At 40.3% G+C, this 16,985-nt stretch carries 10 protein-coding genes; 9 read left to right on the forward strand and 1 reads right to left on the reverse strand.

Features of this window, described 5'->3' with window-relative positions; all coding sequences use genetic code 11:
- The first annotated feature begins 62 nt into the window (after window positions 1–62).
- From dpdE to UH38_RS07030, 5 genes are read left to right on the forward strand one after another with little or no spacing between them, the layout of a single operon-like run.
- Window positions 63–3,365, forward strand: coding sequence for a protein DpdE (gene dpdE, locus UH38_RS07010; protein ID WP_200892328.1), 3,303 nt, complete (start codon window positions 63–65; stop codon window positions 3,363–3,365).
- The gene (gene dpdF, locus UH38_RS24720) at window positions 3,358–5,910 is read left to right on the forward strand and encodes a protein DpdF (protein ID WP_052672291.1); all 2,553 of its coding nucleotides are present in this window, start codon (window positions 3,358–3,360) and stop codon (window positions 5,908–5,910) included. The genes dpdE and dpdF overlap by 8 nt, the downstream gene beginning before the upstream one ends.
- Window positions 5,907–6,791 (forward strand): protein DpdG, encoded by an 885-nt coding sequence (gene dpdG / locus UH38_RS07020; protein WP_045053922.1) that lies wholly within the window; start codon window positions 5,907–5,909, stop codon window positions 6,789–6,791. Before dpdF ends, dpdG begins: the two co-directional genes overlap by 4 nt.
- A gap of 5 nt (window positions 6,792–6,796) precedes the next feature.
- Complete coding sequence (dpdH, locus tag UH38_RS07025) at window positions 6,797–9,871, forward strand: protein DpdH (protein ID WP_045053923.1); 3,075 nt, start codon at window positions 6,797–6,799, stop codon at window positions 9,869–9,871.
- A gap of 8 nt (window positions 9,872–9,879) precedes the next feature.
- The gene (locus tag UH38_RS07030; protein ID WP_045053924.1) at window positions 9,880–10,587 is read left to right on the forward strand and encodes a hypothetical protein; all 708 of its coding nucleotides are present in this window, start codon (window positions 9,880–9,882) and stop codon (window positions 10,585–10,587) included.
- On the opposite strand, the gene UH38_RS07035 is transcribed toward UH38_RS07030, so the two are convergent.
- The gene (locus UH38_RS07035; RefSeq protein WP_200892329.1) at window positions 10,588–11,685 is read right to left on the reverse strand and encodes a DNA sulfur modification protein DndB; all 1,098 of its coding nucleotides are present in this window, start codon (window positions 11,683–11,685) and stop codon (window positions 10,588–10,590) included.
- Window positions 11,686–11,752: 67 nt separating this feature from the next.
- Here UH38_RS07035 and UH38_RS07040 point away from each other — a divergent pair, with 67 nt between their 5' ends.
- From UH38_RS07040 to UH38_RS07055, 4 genes are read left to right on the forward strand one after another with little or no spacing between them, the layout of a single operon-like run.
- Entirely contained in the window at window positions 11,753–12,043 is a 291-nt protein-coding gene (locus UH38_RS07040) for a hypothetical protein (protein ID WP_045053926.1), read from the forward strand.
- 26 nt (window positions 12,044–12,069) lie between these two features.
- The gene (locus UH38_RS07045) at window positions 12,070–14,016 is read left to right on the forward strand and encodes a DEAD/DEAH box helicase (RefSeq protein WP_045053927.1); all 1,947 of its coding nucleotides are present in this window, start codon (window positions 12,070–12,072) and stop codon (window positions 14,014–14,016) included.
- Between the two features lie 51 nt (window positions 14,017–14,067).
- Entirely contained in the window at window positions 14,068–16,209 is a 2,142-nt protein-coding gene (locus UH38_RS07050) for a hypothetical protein (RefSeq protein ID WP_268748867.1), read from the forward strand.
- The gene (locus tag UH38_RS07055; protein WP_045053929.1) at window positions 16,101–16,967 is read left to right on the forward strand and encodes a tetratricopeptide repeat protein; all 867 of its coding nucleotides are present in this window, start codon (window positions 16,101–16,103) and stop codon (window positions 16,965–16,967) included. The genes UH38_RS07050 and UH38_RS07055 overlap by 109 nt, the downstream gene beginning before the upstream one ends.
- Window positions 16,968–16,985 lie beyond the last annotated feature (18 nt).

Here is a 16,985-nt window from a genome sequence, read left to right on the forward strand (position 1 = left end):
GCTTTCGTACTAGCTAGGGAACTCTAAGTAAAAGAGGACAACTAACAACTGAGAGATTTATTATGACACTGGGTTTCCTAGTGCGTTCCACTGATAATACTCTAGGAATTGGCAAACTAACCGCCCTGACAGCCTTAGAGGGAACTGTTGAATATTTTTATTCTGTGGGGCGGCGCATTACTAAAACGCTCCCCCGCCCTTCCCTGCGTAAGGTAAAACTACAAAGACAGACCCGTTGCTACATATATCTCGAAGCAGAAGCAACTTGGGTGATTGGGAGAATTTCTCATTGGGATGAAGACTGTCAAAAATATGAGATCGCTCTACCTGACAGTAAAACCATCTTAGCTACAGAAGCAGAGATTTTTATCCGGTGTCAGTTACCAATTGACGACCCCATCGACATTTTAGCGATGAAAGGACAAGAAACTCCCTATTTCTACAATCGCCGTTCGCGCCTAGTTAAATGCTTAATCGAACAACGTGCTATTAGTCGCGGAATCACGGGGTTGCTGTCCGCCAACGTTGAACTGTACCCCCATCAAGTTGAAGTCGTGCGTCGCGTTCTAGAAGACCCGATCCAGCGCTATTTACTAGCGGATGAAGTGGGATTGGGTAAAACTATTGAGGCTGGAGCGATTTTGCGTCAATTTCTCCTTGATGAACCCCAGCAAAAAGCATTAATTTTAGTTCCTCAGTATCTTGTAGCCCAATGGGCGCGTGAGTTAGAAGATAAATTTTACATTTCCCATTTTGCCCAGCGCGTTGAGTTACTAGCAGTTGAAGACTGGCGGAAAATTCAACACCAAACTCGTGCTTTTGGCTTTTCGATCTTAGATGAAGCCCATCATATTGCAGCAATGTCTGCATCGACAGATCCGTTACAGAAACAATGTTTTGCGACGATTAAACAATTAGCCCATCAATGCGATCGCTTACTTGTGCTTTCTGCTACCCCTGTTCTCAACCACGAGCAAGACTTTCTCACGATGTTACACTTGCTCGATCCGATTAATTATCAACTCGACGATCTAGCAGGTTTCCGGCGCAGGGTAAAAACTCGGCAAGAAATTGGACATATTTTGCTGGCATTTAAAGAAGGTGCAAATCCCTTTGTTCTCAAAACGAAAAGCAAGCAATTACAAAACCTGTTTAGTGAAGACACTTATCTGTTAAACCTAACTAACAAATTGCAGAACTGCTTAGGAAATCAAGCCGCATCTATTACAGAACGAGATAGATTAGTTGGTGCAATTAGGACTCATATCAGCGACACTTACCGCCTGCATCGCCGGATGCTGCGTAACAGCCGCGCCGCCAGTGAAGATGCGATTTTTGCTCGAAATGCGATTCCAGAAGCTAAATACGATTTAGATGACCGTTCTGCCCAAATTCACGAACTTTTAGATGAGTGGCGTACTGTTGCACCTTCTGAAAACTATAGCAGGATTTTTCTGCTTTTGTTCCGAGCTAGTAACACTTGGTTAGAAATTTTCCGCCAAGTTATAGTAGCCCGTTTGAACGGCGTAGCGCCTTCGGAACTAACTCAAGAATTTGGAGTTGATGATGTCCAACTTTTGACGCAAATACCCAAATTTGCGGGAGAACAAGAGATTTTACAATCTCTGCTCAAAATTATCCAAACTCCGTCAGCAAAAGGCGATCGCCTGGAATTACTAACAACTATTATTTTGCATCATCTCGCCGAAGTCCTGAAGCTGCAATCTTTCTCACAACTACAAGTAAGCGTCCAGCACAGAGTTCGTCGCCCCTTTTCTACCGACAAATTCCCCAAACTTGTTATCTTTACCAGTTTTACGCAAACTTGCACAAAGGTTTTTCAAAGCTTGGTAGAGATGTTGAGTCAACAAAATGTAGCTAGACATTGCCGAGTAGATTCAAGAGAAATTGTTGAAAAAAATATTCAAAAATTCAGGCACGATCCGCACTGTTTTCTATTAGTTTGTGACTCTTCTGGAGAAGAAGGGCGAAATTTACAGTTTGTTGATGGTTTAATTCATTTTGACCTCCCTTGGTCGCCCAATCAACTCGAACAAAGGCTGGGAAGAATTGATAGAATTGGCGGCAAAATGGCGAGCGAGTCTTGGTTATTGGCAGGTGTAGATTTACCAGACAGCGTTCAAAATGCTTGGTATCAGTTACTAAAAGATGGTTTTGGCATTTTCGAGCGTTCTATTGCTAGCTTGCAGTTTTATGTAGATAAAAAAATTATCGACTTAGAAAAATTGCTGTTTCAATCGGGAAGTTACGAACTTTTAGATATTATTGAGACTATTCGAGCAGAAATTGAAGCAGAACAAGTAAAAATTAACGAACAAAATGCTTTAGATGAAATCGATGCTTTAGAAGAAGATGCTGCTCGTTATTTTGAGAATTTAGATAACTATGATGCCAAGCATCAAGATATCGAACGAGCGACAGAAGCATGGCTTTGTAGTGCTTTAGGATTTCGCAAAAATTATGATGTTAATTTGAAATATGTCTGCAATTACGAACCAACTCAAAGAACGTTAATTCCCGCTGGCGACCTTATAGATCGATTTGCACCTCATGCCAAACAACAAGGAACATACGATCGCCGATTAGCAAATCGGTATTGTGGCGTTAATCTCTATCGTATTGGCGAAGGATTGACCGATACATTAACCTCATATCTGCACTGGGACGATCGCGGCAAAGCATTTGCGATGTGGCGACAAGATGAATCTTGGGATACAAACGAGGGCGGCGAATGGATAGGATTTCAGTTTGATTATCTAGTTGAAGCCGATCTAACCAAGGTAGAGCAAGTTATTGAAGCAGCTAATGTCAAATTTAATCAAAAAGCCCTGAAACGGCGTTCAGATGCTTTATTTCCGCCCATATTAGAAACAATTTTCTTAGATGTCCACTTAGAACGAGTGGAAGATGAAAACTTGCTGAAGATTCTCCAGCGCCCCTATGTAGGAAAAAAGCATCAAATTAGGGACTACAACTTAGCTAAAAATCGTTTGTCTATTCTCGACCAATTTATCGAGCCAAGTCAATGGGCGAATGTGTGTCATCAAGCGCGAAATATCTCAGAAACCTTATTGCGCGATCGCTCATCTTTTATCGAACTGTGTCAACAACAAAGCGATCGTGCCGCGAAAAAACTAGCATATCGCCTGCATCAGCAAAAATTACGTCTCAACCAACTTTCCCAACCCAAATCAACCAACGAACTGAAGTTAGAAATAGCTTTAAACCAAGCTTTATTAGCTGGAATTCGAGTTCCTTGCCTTAAGCCTGATTCTGTTGGCTTTATTATCCTCTCTGGGCGAACTCCCGTTCAACCGCAACAAGAAGGGGTAAGTGATGACTGACGCTTTCGATCGCCTCAAAAGCATTATTCAAAGTGGCAACTACGGCAATTTTTTAGCAGTTAATTCCCATGACTTCCCCGAAGCTTGTCACCAAAACTTACTGAACGCTTTAAAAGCAGTTGGCAGTCCTAATCAGTCTGGAATGGAGGAAATAGCAGGCTTAATTCGTCATGTTTTGCGTCGAGAAGACGAAGACTTACAAGGCGGAATCCCCCAAAGCCTTAGCATTCCTCGGCGTTTTCCCTATCCTAGCGAACGCGAAACTTGGCTGCGTTGCGGCATCGATATTTTAGACGAAAAAACAGACCATTTTTTGCTTTGCGCCCGTCCTTGGCGACCAGAATGGTTAGATTTAGGCGATCGCTATCTTCCCGAACAACTCGCCTTTGCAGAAAAGCCCCGTCGGAATTATCCTTGCGTTCCTGGCGATCCTTTTCTAGCTTTAGTAGCAAGGGACTCTTACCGCAGCGCTGGACAAAGAGAAGCAATTCGAGCAGTTTTGACCGCACCAGAAAAGTCAACTTTAGTAATTAACTTACCTACAGGTTCGGGAAAAAGTCTTTGCGCTCAATTACCCGCCCTGCTTAAGTCGCAAACAACTGGTGTAAGTGTGGTGGTTGTGCCTACTACAGCTTTAGCGTTGGATCAAGAACGAGCATTGCAACCTTTTATCATTCATCCTACTGCCTACTATGGGGATGAATCGACATCGGGGCAACAAAGACGCAACGCAATTCGCCAACGCATTCGTCAAGGGACTCAGCGTATTGTCTTTACGTCTCCTGAAAGTCTAATTCAATCTCTAAGTCCTTCTCTCTATCAAGCTGCCGATTTAGGATTATTGCGTTATTTTGTCATTGATGAAGCCCACATGGTCGAGCAGTGGGGAGAGGGATTTAGACCAGCTTTTCAGGAAATGCCAGGATTACGCCAGGATTTACTGCGCCGTACATCGTTTAACACACTCTTACTCACCGCTACCTTAACAGAGTCTTGTTTGCAGACTCTAGAAACTTTCTTTGGGCAGCCTGGAGAATTTCAAGTAATTTCGGCGGTGCAGTTACGTCCCGAACCGTCTTACTGGTTTGCTAAGTGTGCCAATGAAAACGTCCGGAGAGAAAGACTTTTAGAAGCAGTTCATCATTTACCACGCCCGCTAATTATCTACGCTTCCACACGGGAAGATGTATCACGGTGGGCGGATGAATTGCAGCAAGCAGGTTTTAGCCGCTATGGGGTAATGACGGGAAAATCAACACCAGAGGAACGCAAGCAACTCATTAGCGACTGGTGCGAGAGGAAAATCGATATTGTGGTAGCAACTTCTGCTTTTGGATTAGGAGTAGATCGTGGCGATGTCCGCGCTGTTATTCATGTTTGTATCCCCGAAACTATCGACCGTTTTTATCAAGAAGTGGGGCGTGTAGGGCGAGATGGAAAAGCAGCTATTTCTCTAACTTTATATACCGACGATGACTATAAAATTGCCCAACATTTAAACGAAAAATCTACTATTACTATCGAGCGAGGGCTGCAAAGATGGCGAAGTATGTTCGAGCGCAAGCAGGTATTAAGTAATGGTTGTTATCGCGTTTCTATTGATATTCCTCCTTCGATGTTGCCTGAAGACATTGACATGGACAGCCAACAAAATCGTGCATGGAATAGTAGAACGCTCACTTTAATGAGTCAAGCAGGTTTAATTGCAATTGACTGGGAAAACCCACTACACAGAAGTAGTTTTACATCAGAAGCAGACTATCAACACGCCTATAATTCTCGCATTATTCGTACCTTGGATGAATATCACCTCAACCCAGATACTTGGGAATTAAAAGTTGAACATATCCGCCAACGCCGCCAAGCGCTCAATTATCAAAATTTGAGCTTGATGAAAGAAGCATCACAAAGACCTAATCGTTGTTTTGCAGAAATTTTTGAGCAAGCATACGCCATTCCTGCAAGAGCAAAACATACTCCTAGAAAAAGCGTTAAAGTATCTCGTGCTTGTGGTGGATGTCCTTTTTGTCGTCAGCAAAAAGTTGCATCTTTTTCCGAAGTTATGCCTTCACCTTTACCTATTTGGGGAAGTCCTCATTTTGCTCTAGGAGAACAGCTAAAACGGTTGTTTGCTGGAGAGAAGTTAATGTTAGTTTTTTATAATTATCTGGAAGCAAAACAGTGGAGAACAAATCAATCACAAATTATTGAATGGCTGATACAGCAAGGAATTAATAATATTGTGTTTTCAGATAATGGCAAAGAATCTGTAAAAGAAGTTATTAACCAATTTCGAGAAAATTCTATTTTTTTATTTGATAATTATCAACCTATTAAAATGCCTGCTATCCCTACGTTAATCTTGCATCCGCCAGCAGTTAGTATTCCTCAAAGTTATTTATGTCAAAGCGATCGCTCATCTTACCGCATTATTCTACTCCCTAACGATACCCCAGATCCTAATCGAGATGACCGAAAACTAATTGATGTATTTAATGGACGAAGTTTTCGTATTGAAGTTTTTTGTAAGGAAATTGGTTTATGAGTGTGTTAAAAGAACCTTTTGCAATTCCTAGTAGATTTAGAGGAATTTATCGATACTTGCTACACGCCAAAGGTCAAAGAGAAAAAAGAGAAGTTTTAGCAAAAATCATCTCTCCTGATGAATTAGTAAAAGATAAACCTTCACCAAGACCTATGTTTGATGCCTCCCTTAGGGAGTGTTTTAAATGCGGTCTGTTAATAAAAGAGGAGAATGAAGACTATACCGAGATTGTTATTAACCCTAATTTATCTGCAGAAGCAAGAAATCCTAAAACTGGTGATGAATTATTACCTAATACTTTAGCAGACCTCTTTTTTGCTTCCGATAATGAAGATGAATATGACTTTGGATTAGTTTGTGCTTGGTATTTATCTCAAAATGTTTACGATCCACCTAGAACATGGGAAGCGGTAGAACAAAAAGTTGCCGAACAAAAGGTTGGAGAGTTATTAAAAATGACTAACAACACTCTGTATGGTCAAATGGATGACTGGATGGGTTATATGGGTTTACTTTGGGGTCATGCGTTAGAGAGAAAAAGAATACTTGTTCCCGATCCAACTATCTATCTAAAACGCAATCTTAGATACTTATTTCAAAAGTCAGATGAAAAAGTTTTGGCAAGAGAATTTATCGATCGCCTAGCTAAGAAATGCCCTATTTTTGAAACTGGACACTTTCGAGAAACAATAGAAGCAAATATTGGTCGCCGCCAACCTAATTATTTATCTAACTCTACTGCTTTTGCCTTACTACGTTTACAAAATGAAGGGTATATCGAACTAAAAAGGGAATCTGATGCTGATTTAATGATATTGCCAAAAGCTAATAATCAGATTGATGATAGCAGTCGCATTTCTCATATTACTTATAAAGGTTAAATATTATGGTATTTAAAAACTATGTCTGCTGGCGTTATGAAAACGTACAACGCATTCTAAACATAGAAGCTATCCAACCGCCAGATCATATTTTCTTAGCTATACATCATCCTATAGTAATGAAACGGGGAGAATTGATCGCAGGTGAAGCAAAAACTACTTATACTGAAAGTGAATTTTTAAAGGATTTTTTAGTACCAAATGACTTTGCTTTTGTTCCTATATTAGGTAGTTCGGGAACTGGGAAATCTCACCTTATTCGCTGGTTAGCTGCTAACATTGAATCAACAGACAAACGCAAAGTTTTACTGATTCCTAAACTGGGAACTAATTTAAAAGATATTATTAAAATTATCCTCGATCTTCCTGAGTTACAGGAAGATAAATTTGCTGAATATCACAAACGTTTAAATCAAGCAGGTAGCAGCTTAACAGAAGGGGAAGCTAGAAAACAATTACTCAATCAACTTGCTGTTGCTGTCGGGGATAATGGAGAACGCGATCGCAATCAACTAACTGAAGCACAAATTTACCTTGTTGAAGAATTAGATTCTTTACTATACGATCCTTTCTTCCGCACACATTGGTTAAAAGATGGCGGAATCATTCATCGTCTCATTACTCATATTTTGGGAAATCATAAGACAGTTGATATTGTTGAAGAGAGGAGAGAATTTACTGCAAACGACTTACCAAGCAATGTTTTAGACATTCAAAAGTCAGGAGAAAAATCAAGAGGCTTTTATACTAGCTTAATATATGACGATGAAATTCAGAAAGAAACTGTATCTTGGTTAAATCAACACTTAGACGAAGCTATCACTCAAATTTTAAATTTAGGTAGAGAAGACCTACAAATTTTGATGCGTGAAGTTCGTCAAACCCTCGCGGAAAAAGATATTGAGTTGGTTTTACTTATTGAAGATTTTGCCAAACTACAAGGGATAGATAGAGAGTTACTAGAAGCGTTTTTAGCCCGCCCTCAGCAAGCAGGAAGCAAACCATTATGTGCAATAAGAACCGCCCTTGCTTGTACTACAGGTTACTTTGAAAGCTTAAAAGACACAGTTAAACAAAGAGTAACATTTAGTGTCAACTTAGATGTTGGCGAAATTGGGGAAAAATCGTTGTTAACTGAAGCTGACCTCCAACAGTTTGTCGCCAGATATCTTAATGCAGTTCGACAAGAAGATGAGGAAATTCAAAGCTGGGCTAAAGAATACAAAAATCATGTTGGTAATGGGATAAAACCGCCTAGCTTTTGTGATGGATGCGAACATCGTCAAGCGTGTCATGTAGGCTTCGGTGAAGTTGATGGAATGGGACTTTATCCCTTTACACCTCAAGCTTTAAAACAAATGCTGAGGCGTGTTAATCCAGGTGATTTTAAGCCTAGACTTTTGCTCAAAGATGTCTTGAAATATGTATTAGAAAATTCAATTGATAATATTCAACAAGGGAGTTTTCCCTCAATTATCTTACGAGAACATTTTGGAAAAATGCGCTTGAAAGCAATTGTTCAAGATGACATCGAAAATCTAGATCCTTCTAACGCCGAACGCCGTCAAACATTAATAGATTTATGGACAGATAGCGATACTCTGCGCGATTTTCCTACTGAAATGCATACCGCTTTTAATCTTCCTCCTCTAGGAGTCGGGGTTATTACAACTCAAATTACAAAAAGAGAGCCATCAAATCCAGAACTTCTAGTAAGTTATCAACCAGAACTAGAGCCATCAAAGCCCCAAATTCCAGAGAGATTAATTAAACAACTAGAAATTCTCGACAATTGGAATAATCACGAGTTTTTGCCGCAGGATATTGAAAAACCGATTCGTGAGTTTGTATTTCCTGCTGTTCTTGAACGTATTGAATGGGATACTCAAATGTTAATGAAGGGAAGTTTTGCAGCTAGTACCCATTTACTTTTCAAGCAGAGGAATGTTCTCGTTTATAGCCCAAGAGTCAGAGGAGAGGGAGCAACTTATTCAGGTATTAGATTGGATCTTCCCATTAATCCAGGTGATGAAAATGAGTTTCGGGAAACAGCGATCGCATTCCAAGGGATTCTTCAATACAATTACTACAAAAACTGGAACTTTCCCGATGGCGATCGCTACTTTCGCGCTTACGCTAAACAGCTAGAACTATGGAGCGAACACATTATCGATTGCATTCACCGTCGTCCTCGACAATCGGCGGAACTTTGGAATCCTGTTCCCGCTGCTGTAGAGTTACTAGCGATCGCTGCAAGAATGTCAGGATATCCAACAAATTCTATTGAAGACTCCATTAACTCTTTATTTCTCAAACTAGAAGACAAAGATGAGAGCGAGCGAACTAAGACTTGGAAGAAACTTTTTAAAGAATTTCAAAATAATCGAGACAAACTTTTAGAAATTGTTAGCAGTCGTATCGCTTGTACTAAAGGAAGCAATCGCACTTTCCAAATTATCGATGCGGTGCAAATTCTCAATCCCCTTAAAGAAATTCGCAAAACCTGGCAGCCTCAATGCGAGATTCCTGACGATTTGAATAGCGAGTATGAGGCGATCCAACAAGTTCGTCAGAAAGTAGATGAGTTGTTAATACAAGCAATAGAAGAAGAATGCGATCGCCAACTTAATATTTATCAAGACTTATCCACAGAATTTGGCGAAGATGTCAATAAAAAAGAGGTTGTCAGTATCGTCAAGCAAGCTATTGAGAAAGCACAAGAAGCAGGGGTAGCTGGACAAGTAAATACAGACAGATTATTGACAGTTATAGACCGATTTCAACAGACTCGCTTTAAGGGTTATGTAGAAACCATGAAAAAGGTTAAAGCAGAAAGAGATTCTCCTGACAATAGTGTTGGTAAGCTCCTACAATACCTTAGCGAGAACAATCAAAAAGCCATGACTGATGCTTCAGAATTTCTCAACGAAACTAATGATTTTCTAGATAAATCTAATGTCCGCGTTCAAGATAATATTATTAAACTTCAGTCAGTTGAAGGAATATCAATAGAAAATCTACTTGAATCTATACAGAATCGATTTATTGAACTACAAACCTTACTTGAAGAAATTAGATAATCGCTTATATGCTTATAAAAAAGTCCCAAGAACTCATTAAATTATCCCAAAGAGGAATTACTCTACATGAGTTAGCCAAAAATATTGATGGATTTAGAAGCAGAGAACAACTAATAAGTCAAGCTGTTGGAGAAATTTTCATACTTAATAACACCTTAAAGCTTTTTCGTCAACATAGGATTATTGCTTTTGATTTTAGCTCGAAAGTTGAGACTATATTAGAAATGGTTGGTAATACAAAAGTCAACTTTCAAGCCTCGCCAGAATGGATACTAGATAACAAAAACTTTAACGGCAAAAAGTTTCAATCTGAGATAGACAGCCTTAAAAACTTACTTAAACAACAACTTTTACTAGCCTGGAGAAACTATTTACTCCGGCGTTTACCAAGTACAAATCAAGATTTCCTAGATTTGTTGTCAAGAATTGATGCTTTCAAAATTACAGTAAAAAATATTAAGAACTTAAGCGCACTTATCAAAAGAGATGAATTTCCCAGAACCCAGGAAGAATTTGATAATACAGAATACCTAATTCATCAATTAGAAGCAGCGTGGGATAGTCTTAATGCTTCAGAAGTTTCTGAATCTGTACTTGTCTTCTTAAAAGCATCCGCAAGTCCGCAAGGCGCACCTTTGAATTTATTAACTTTAGAAGTTCAAGATTGGATAACCAAACATAAAGTTTCTGAAGAATTAAGGATTCGTTTGATTTAGCTACATTAACCCGCTAACTGGAGCGACACCAACAAACTCTTGTAAGATTTTGTAACAGATATTTACCGTTATTTTTGTGTTAGAAATTATTGGTTCTCCTGTTGTGCCTACTTGAACCAGTCCGCGTTCTAACCAAAATTTGTTTTGCCGTCGCCAGTCAAGATTTTGCAAGTTTCTTAACCATTTAATTAAATCTTCTCCTGGAACATCCTCTTGATAAAGATTGTGAGCTAACATCCCCAATGATTGAAAAATAACAGCACTAACAAGCAAAGTTTCTTGTCTTTGCTGGCAGCGTTCTGCTTTGGTTTTGATCTGCCAAGGATCGTCATTAAGCGTACTTGCTGCTGCTGCCCAAAATGTTGTTGCCCAATCGATTTTTAGTTCTAAATCTTTTTTTGATTTGAGATTGGGAAACATATACTTAGTAGCTATAACCAGTGTTGATAGTGTTAGTAACTTAGGATTATGACTACCCAAGCTATTTTCTATAGTTTCCACATTGTTGCGAAACTGGGGTACTCGTTGGAGTAGTTCTTTGGCAATGACAACCTGGGGCGATCGCTTATCAAAATAGTGGGACAGAGATACGCTAGGTCTTTGTACTAGCAGATTTTGATCTCGAAATGCTTGGCGTTCCTCATCTAAGGATAATCCAGCATAGATTAGTACCCCTATCTCTAATTGAAACAAATCGCGCAGGTTCTCAGATTGTTGCGTCTCAATGTCTTGAAGCGCCTTACGAATCCCAAAACAGCGGTGTTGTCCGTCAGTTAACCGCAGTGTGACATCATGGTAAGGCAGAAAGATACTTCCATCTCTGTAAGTCGGCGATGGCTGAACGTTGACACAAATCGGCGGGAAAAAAGTCGTGCCATCTTTATATGTTTCTAGAATATATTGGGCAATTTCTTTAATCCGTGTAGGATTTGGTTTGCGTTGAGCTAAGTCTGGCAAATCTGGTCGATTGGGGACATAAAGGCGATTATCGTCCAATAGTCGGGCAATATCGCCATAAAACACGCTGGTAATATAACTTTGGCGATCGCTTGGTAAACCACGACGAATAGGGACTGCTTTGAGTACAAGTTCCATCATGAAGAATCGTAGATTGAGCCTGTAGTCATGTCTACATGGTAGCAGGTGTTTTGTCAAGCCGAATAAAATGCGGAAGTATTCATCGGGTATAGCAACCTTGTCTTCAACCGTCCGAGTCCCAGACGATATCTACGAAAAGCTACGGGAAATCAGGCTATCGCTAGAAAGCCAACATCAAAGTGCTGCACCGACTATGCAGGATTTAGTCAATGTTGCCTTACAAAGATTTACCCGCGATTGGAATAACTCTGAAGAACAAAGTCAGATGCTTGCAGAATTGCTAGAGCATCGCAAAATAGCTCGCTCAAAGATGGGTAAGAAAAACGACAGTCGTCACGCATCTACAGAACAACCTTAGCTAATTTAAGCACTGCACCTTATCCTATGAGCCTAGATGATGAAGCTTTAAAGCAACTTGCTGACGAAGTTTTGACTCTCATTGAGCAACGCGAAGCCGAACAAGTTGCTTATGGTATTTACGATGTATTGATGACTGGCGCTGAAGTTATCGATCGCTTTCAACCCTCAGAGGATATCACCCTATCAGCAGAAAAGCGATCGCAAGTCGTTAGTCAAGCTTTACAAAACCTCGCTGAGAATCTTCAAATTATTAGGTTTGAGCAAAATCAGTCGCCTTCTGACTGGGTTTTTCGCAGCCGCATTGCAGAGATAGTTAGGCTAATTTCAAAACTGCGTCAGAGAATAGTTAAATACGATAATGAAAAACCTCATCATTGCCTCAGCAAGCTCAAAAGTTTGGTTGCAGATGTTAAATTTAGCGTTGCTTCCCGTCGCGTTCCTCGGCGCAACCTGGATATTCAACACTGCCTAACACCACTATTTAAGGGCAATAGCGAACAACAAAAAGCTGCCCAAATTCTACAAGACGTTATTAACACAGCCCTACCTAAGCTGAGAAAATTGAGTGGCTTTCAAAGTCGGACATTTGAGAAGATTTTACAAGCGATCGCACTTGACGAACAAAGAGGCATTGAAAAGGGGGCTGTAATAACAGCTAGTACGGGGGCGGGAAAAACTTATGCGTTTTTTCTACCTGTACTTGCCAAAATGCTGATCGAACGTTGCTTGCAAGGTAAAGTAGGTGTCAAAGCGATTTGTATCTACCCGCGAGTAGCACTGTCAGAAAACCAACTTAGCGACTTCGTTGAAGTTCTGTTCCACCTCAACCAAGCACTAGCCAAGCGTAAACTTCCGACTTTGACTATTGGTTTAGAAAGTGGGGCGGCAGTTTATCAAATCAAAGACTTTCAAAGTACGACTGATAAGCAAAAAAAACAACTCTCTAGAATGCGCGGCTGGACTTACAGCGAACAGCATAGCGGTTATTTGTCCCCCTTTGCTTACTGCGTTGGGACACACGATTATAGTTGCAGAAATGGCAAGCAAAAGCTTTTAGTTCGTCCAACTCACCCGCAAACGTTGGTCTGTCCTGCTTGTAACAAGCAATATCATTTCATCCAGTTTGCCAGGGATGTGATGGAAAAGCATCCTCCAGATTTACTGATTGCAACAACAGAATCTCTACACCGCCGTTTGTTGTCATCAAAATACCAGTATCTATTTGGTACTAAAACCTTCTGTGCGCCTTCTATCGTCATGTTAGACGAAATTCACCTGCAAACTTCTACTTCAGGAACGCAAGTTGCTCTATTGCTGCGGCGGTTATTGGGGCGAATTCGTCTTGGCAAACAAAGTCGCCACCAATCAGCTAACTTAGCATTTGTAGGACTTAGTGCAACAATTGCCGAACCCGTTCAATTTCTCTCGGATTTATCAGGTATTCCTGTTACTCGCATTGCTCACGTTACTCCGCAAGCAGAGGAAATGCAAACTATTGGGGCAGAAAGGTATATTTTTGTCCGAGCCGAAGAAAATGAAGATACTGCGATTATCTCTACATTAATTCAGACTGCTATGTGCATACTGCACACCATGCCTCAACCATCCTCAGGACGCTATCGCACCTTTGGTTTTGTCCAGTCTTTAGATATTGTAGGTCGTTGGTTGTACCAAATGGAGGACGCAGAAAAAGTTAAGAGAGAGCAAGTTAGAGTAAGAAAACGAGAGAAAGACAAAAGAAAATCTGTTGCACAGCGTCAAATTAAATATTTACCCCTATATACTTACCGTTTTCCTCCATACAATCGGCAGCTTTTCCCTAACTTTTTTGGCTCTAATTCAGCCTGTAATTGTAATTGCGAAAAAAGTAAACAACCAGACTTAAATTGTCCTTATTTTCAAGCTGGGGAATGTTGGTGGGTTTTGAGTCAAAAAGGCAAATCGCGCCCTGAACCTTTAAATATCAAATGAAAATCGGGAAGCGATCGCTCTATTACCATCGAACCCAACGACGATTTAATTATTACTACTAGCGCTTTAGAAGTGGGTTACGATGACGAAGACTTAATGTGCGTCTTGCAATACCAAGCACCTGCTAACGTAGCTAGTTTTGTTCAACGCAAGGGAAGAGGAGGGCGTAAAGTTGGGACGCGCCCTATTGTTGTCACGGTATTAAGTCCTTATAAACCTACCGATTTATTCTTATTTCGCAACGAACACCTGCTGACAGAGCCGACCTTCCAAAAATTGCCCCTTAATCCTCAAAACCGCTACTTACAAAGAATTCATGGCTTTTATGCTTTTTTTGACTGGTTAGCTTATCATGCAAATTGTCTGGGGATTGAACTCGATTTAGAACGGTTGGATCGCCAAGCTTATGAGTATTTAATGCAACAGACAGCCGACTTAGGCGTGTTGTTAGAGTTTAAAGATTACCTTCAAGAAATTTTTGCTATTCCTGATGATGCCATTGTTGGAGTTTTAGGAAGTGAAAATGAGGGTTTATTATGGAGCATCTTTCATAGCGGTTTAATGAAAACAGTGCATTCAGAATTTGAAAACGATAATAAACTTTTTGTTGCAGCCCGTCAGTTCCTCGATCGATATCTGCCTGACAATCTATTTTCTGATATCAATTTACCAGAAGTCAGGGTTGATTACAGACCCGACAATTCCTCTACCGATAGACGACCTCCCTCGGAAAGTATCAGTCTAGCGATCGGGGAAACTATACCAGGAAATGTTACCTTTCGCGGGGGTGAAGGATCGACTTGGATACCGCCAGAAATTTCCCAAGGTGAAACTACTTCAATTTGCCTAAGTCAGTATTATCAGATCGATCCGATTGAAAACTCACCGAGTACAGTCAATTTGCCACGCAGAGCCTTAAAAAAAGTCGAAATCGCCCCTCAAGGTACGCACTTTATTAAGTTGTATCGCCCTACAGCAATTTATCCAACTCAGTTTAGTAAAGATTATAATTCTTCCTTCTGGTGGTGTAATCCAGAAACAGACAAATTGATTGAATCTCGCAACCCAGATAATTCACCTCAAGATGCTTATCAATTAGCACATTCTACTTCAGCCTTTCCCATCAACGCTGTTTATCCTAGACCAATCCGAGATGATTCTACTCCCGCTTATACCTTCAGTTCTAGCAATCGCATTTTGAACTGCGACCCACTTGGTCAAGAATTAGTCGAACAAATTATTTTTTATAGTGACGAACCTGCAAATTTAAATTTGCTAACTGTTCGCCGGATTATTCTAGGCAGTGAATATACAATAAAATTTCACAATTCTGCTAGTGACGAAATTCGAGGTGTAGTTGGCTTTCAAGTCAGCGAAGATAAACCGAATAATTGTGCATTAGGTTACGAACTATTTACAGATGGTATTTCTTTCAATCTAAATAAAAATCGTTTAAGAGAGTTCTATTTAACTGCTTCAACCCAAGCCAATCTTAAAGTCAATATCATCCGTCATGCTTTTATTACAAACTTAACCGTTGATTATCGTGAAAATTACTTTGCTGCCGAACATTTAGTTAATGTCTTGCTAACAATAGTATATAGTTGGTGCGGGCAGAATCAGGGGACTGTTGAGGGAATAAAAGACTGGTTTATTAGCACTAACGATCGCTTTGAACGTTGGTTTAAGGCAACAATTGACCGGATTCATCAATTGTCCCCAAAGCAGCAAGAAGCAGTTAGGCAATTAGCAAGCAGTCAAAATAACTACTTATCAATATTTCTCAATATTTATACTGATGTTTGTAGTTTAGGGCAGCGCTATCAACAGTATCTTCGGGATAATTTTCAATACAGTATTACCCAAGCATTAAAACAAGTTGCTCAGGAAGTGGCGGGAGTAGAAGCAATCAATTATGTTGCTGCTTGGACCGAACTAAAAGCAGACTTTGATGAACGGGCATCAGACGAAATTTGGTTATATGAGATTGGAATGGGGGGAATTGGCGTTATGCGGGCTACCCATGACCTGTTAAGAAAGCAACCAGACCAGTTTTGGTTAACATTAGCTGAGAAAATGACCCGTTGCTCAACTGCTCAAGAAGAGGCGTTTCTGCGCTATTTACTATCACAGGGGAAAATATTTCTCGGCTTGAGTCTCTCCGTAGCGAATATCCCAAAGCGACTAATGTAATCCTCGCTCTTGCTGAATCTTATACTGCTGTTGGCAATACGGAGAAAGCATTACAACTTTACCAATCAATTCCAGAACAGACTGAAGAAATACAACAACTCTATTTATCTGTTTTAGTAAATAGCGATCGCTACCAAGAAGTGCTAAACCTCTTACCTGAGTCTATTGATAAGCTTTCACCCGTTTTATCAGGTTGGCGAGGAGTTGCAAGCGATCGTTTGGGACAAAAAGCGATCGCTCGTGATTTTCTAGAAAAGGCATGGCATGAAGGTCAACGTAACATTCAGTTTTTGCTACCACTCGCTAGGTTATGGGCGGAAGAAGGAGATCCAATCCAGGCTGGTGCAGCCTATCAAATCCTTCAAGAAACTGCTGATAACCAGTTTACCTGGGAAGACTATGCACTGATGGCAAGAGTAGCCAATTTAGGGGGTTTTGGCGATCTTTCTGACGAGCAGAAGGTAGATTATTACGAGCGCTGCGTTACTAAAGCAGGTGCAGATTTACTCAAATTGCCCATATCTTCAGAAATACTTAAAGATCGCCTGGAGCTTTGGCAGGCATTAAATAATATTGAGAGACTGCTTAATTCTTATGCAGATTGGTTACATTGGTTAGCAAATGCTGGGCGAATTGACGATTTAGAGCAAGAACTAGGTCAAATTCGCTCCCTTGCAGTAGAAAAGCGCATTAGTTGGCAGCAGCACTCTCAGTTCCTTGAGGGGCTTAAGCCATTGATTGCATTAAATAAAAAATAATCATCTAGATTACAAGTA

The organism is Aliterella atlantica CENA595, from assembly GCF_000952155.1.
Classification (GTDB): domain Bacteria; phylum Cyanobacteriota; class Cyanobacteriia; order Cyanobacteriales; family Chroococcidiopsidaceae; genus Aliterella; species Aliterella atlantica.

What these genes read in the sequence shown, in the direction of transcription:
- UH38_RS07040 (WP_045053926.1), top strand. Translation starts at nt 11,753, where the DNA reads ATGCGGAAGTATTCATCGGGTATAGCAACCTTGTCTTCAACCGTCCGA.
- UH38_RS07030 (WP_045053924.1), top strand. Translation starts at nt 9,880, where the DNA reads ATGCTTATAAAAAAGTCCCAAGAACTCATTAAATTATCCCAAAGAGGA.
- dpdH (WP_045053923.1), top strand. Translation starts at nt 6,797, where the DNA reads ATGGTATTTAAAAACTATGTCTGCTGGCGTTATGAAAACGTACAACGC.
- dpdG (WP_045053922.1), top strand. Translation starts at nt 5,907, where the DNA reads ATGAGTGTGTTAAAAGAACCTTTTGCAATTCCTAGTAGATTTAGAGGA.
- UH38_RS07035 (WP_200892329.1), bottom strand. Translation starts at nt 11,685, where the DNA reads ATGATGGAACTTGTACTCAAAGCAGTCCCTATTCGTCGTGGTTTACCA.
- dpdE (WP_200892328.1), top strand. Translation starts at nt 63, where the DNA reads ATGACACTGGGTTTCCTAGTGCGTTCCACTGATAATACTCTAGGAATT.
- dpdF (WP_052672291.1), top strand. Translation starts at nt 3,358, where the DNA reads ATGACTGACGCTTTCGATCGCCTCAAAAGCATTATTCAAAGTGGCAAC.
- UH38_RS07045 (WP_045053927.1), top strand. Translation starts at nt 12,070, where the DNA reads ATGAGCCTAGATGATGAAGCTTTAAAGCAACTTGCTGACGAAGTTTTG.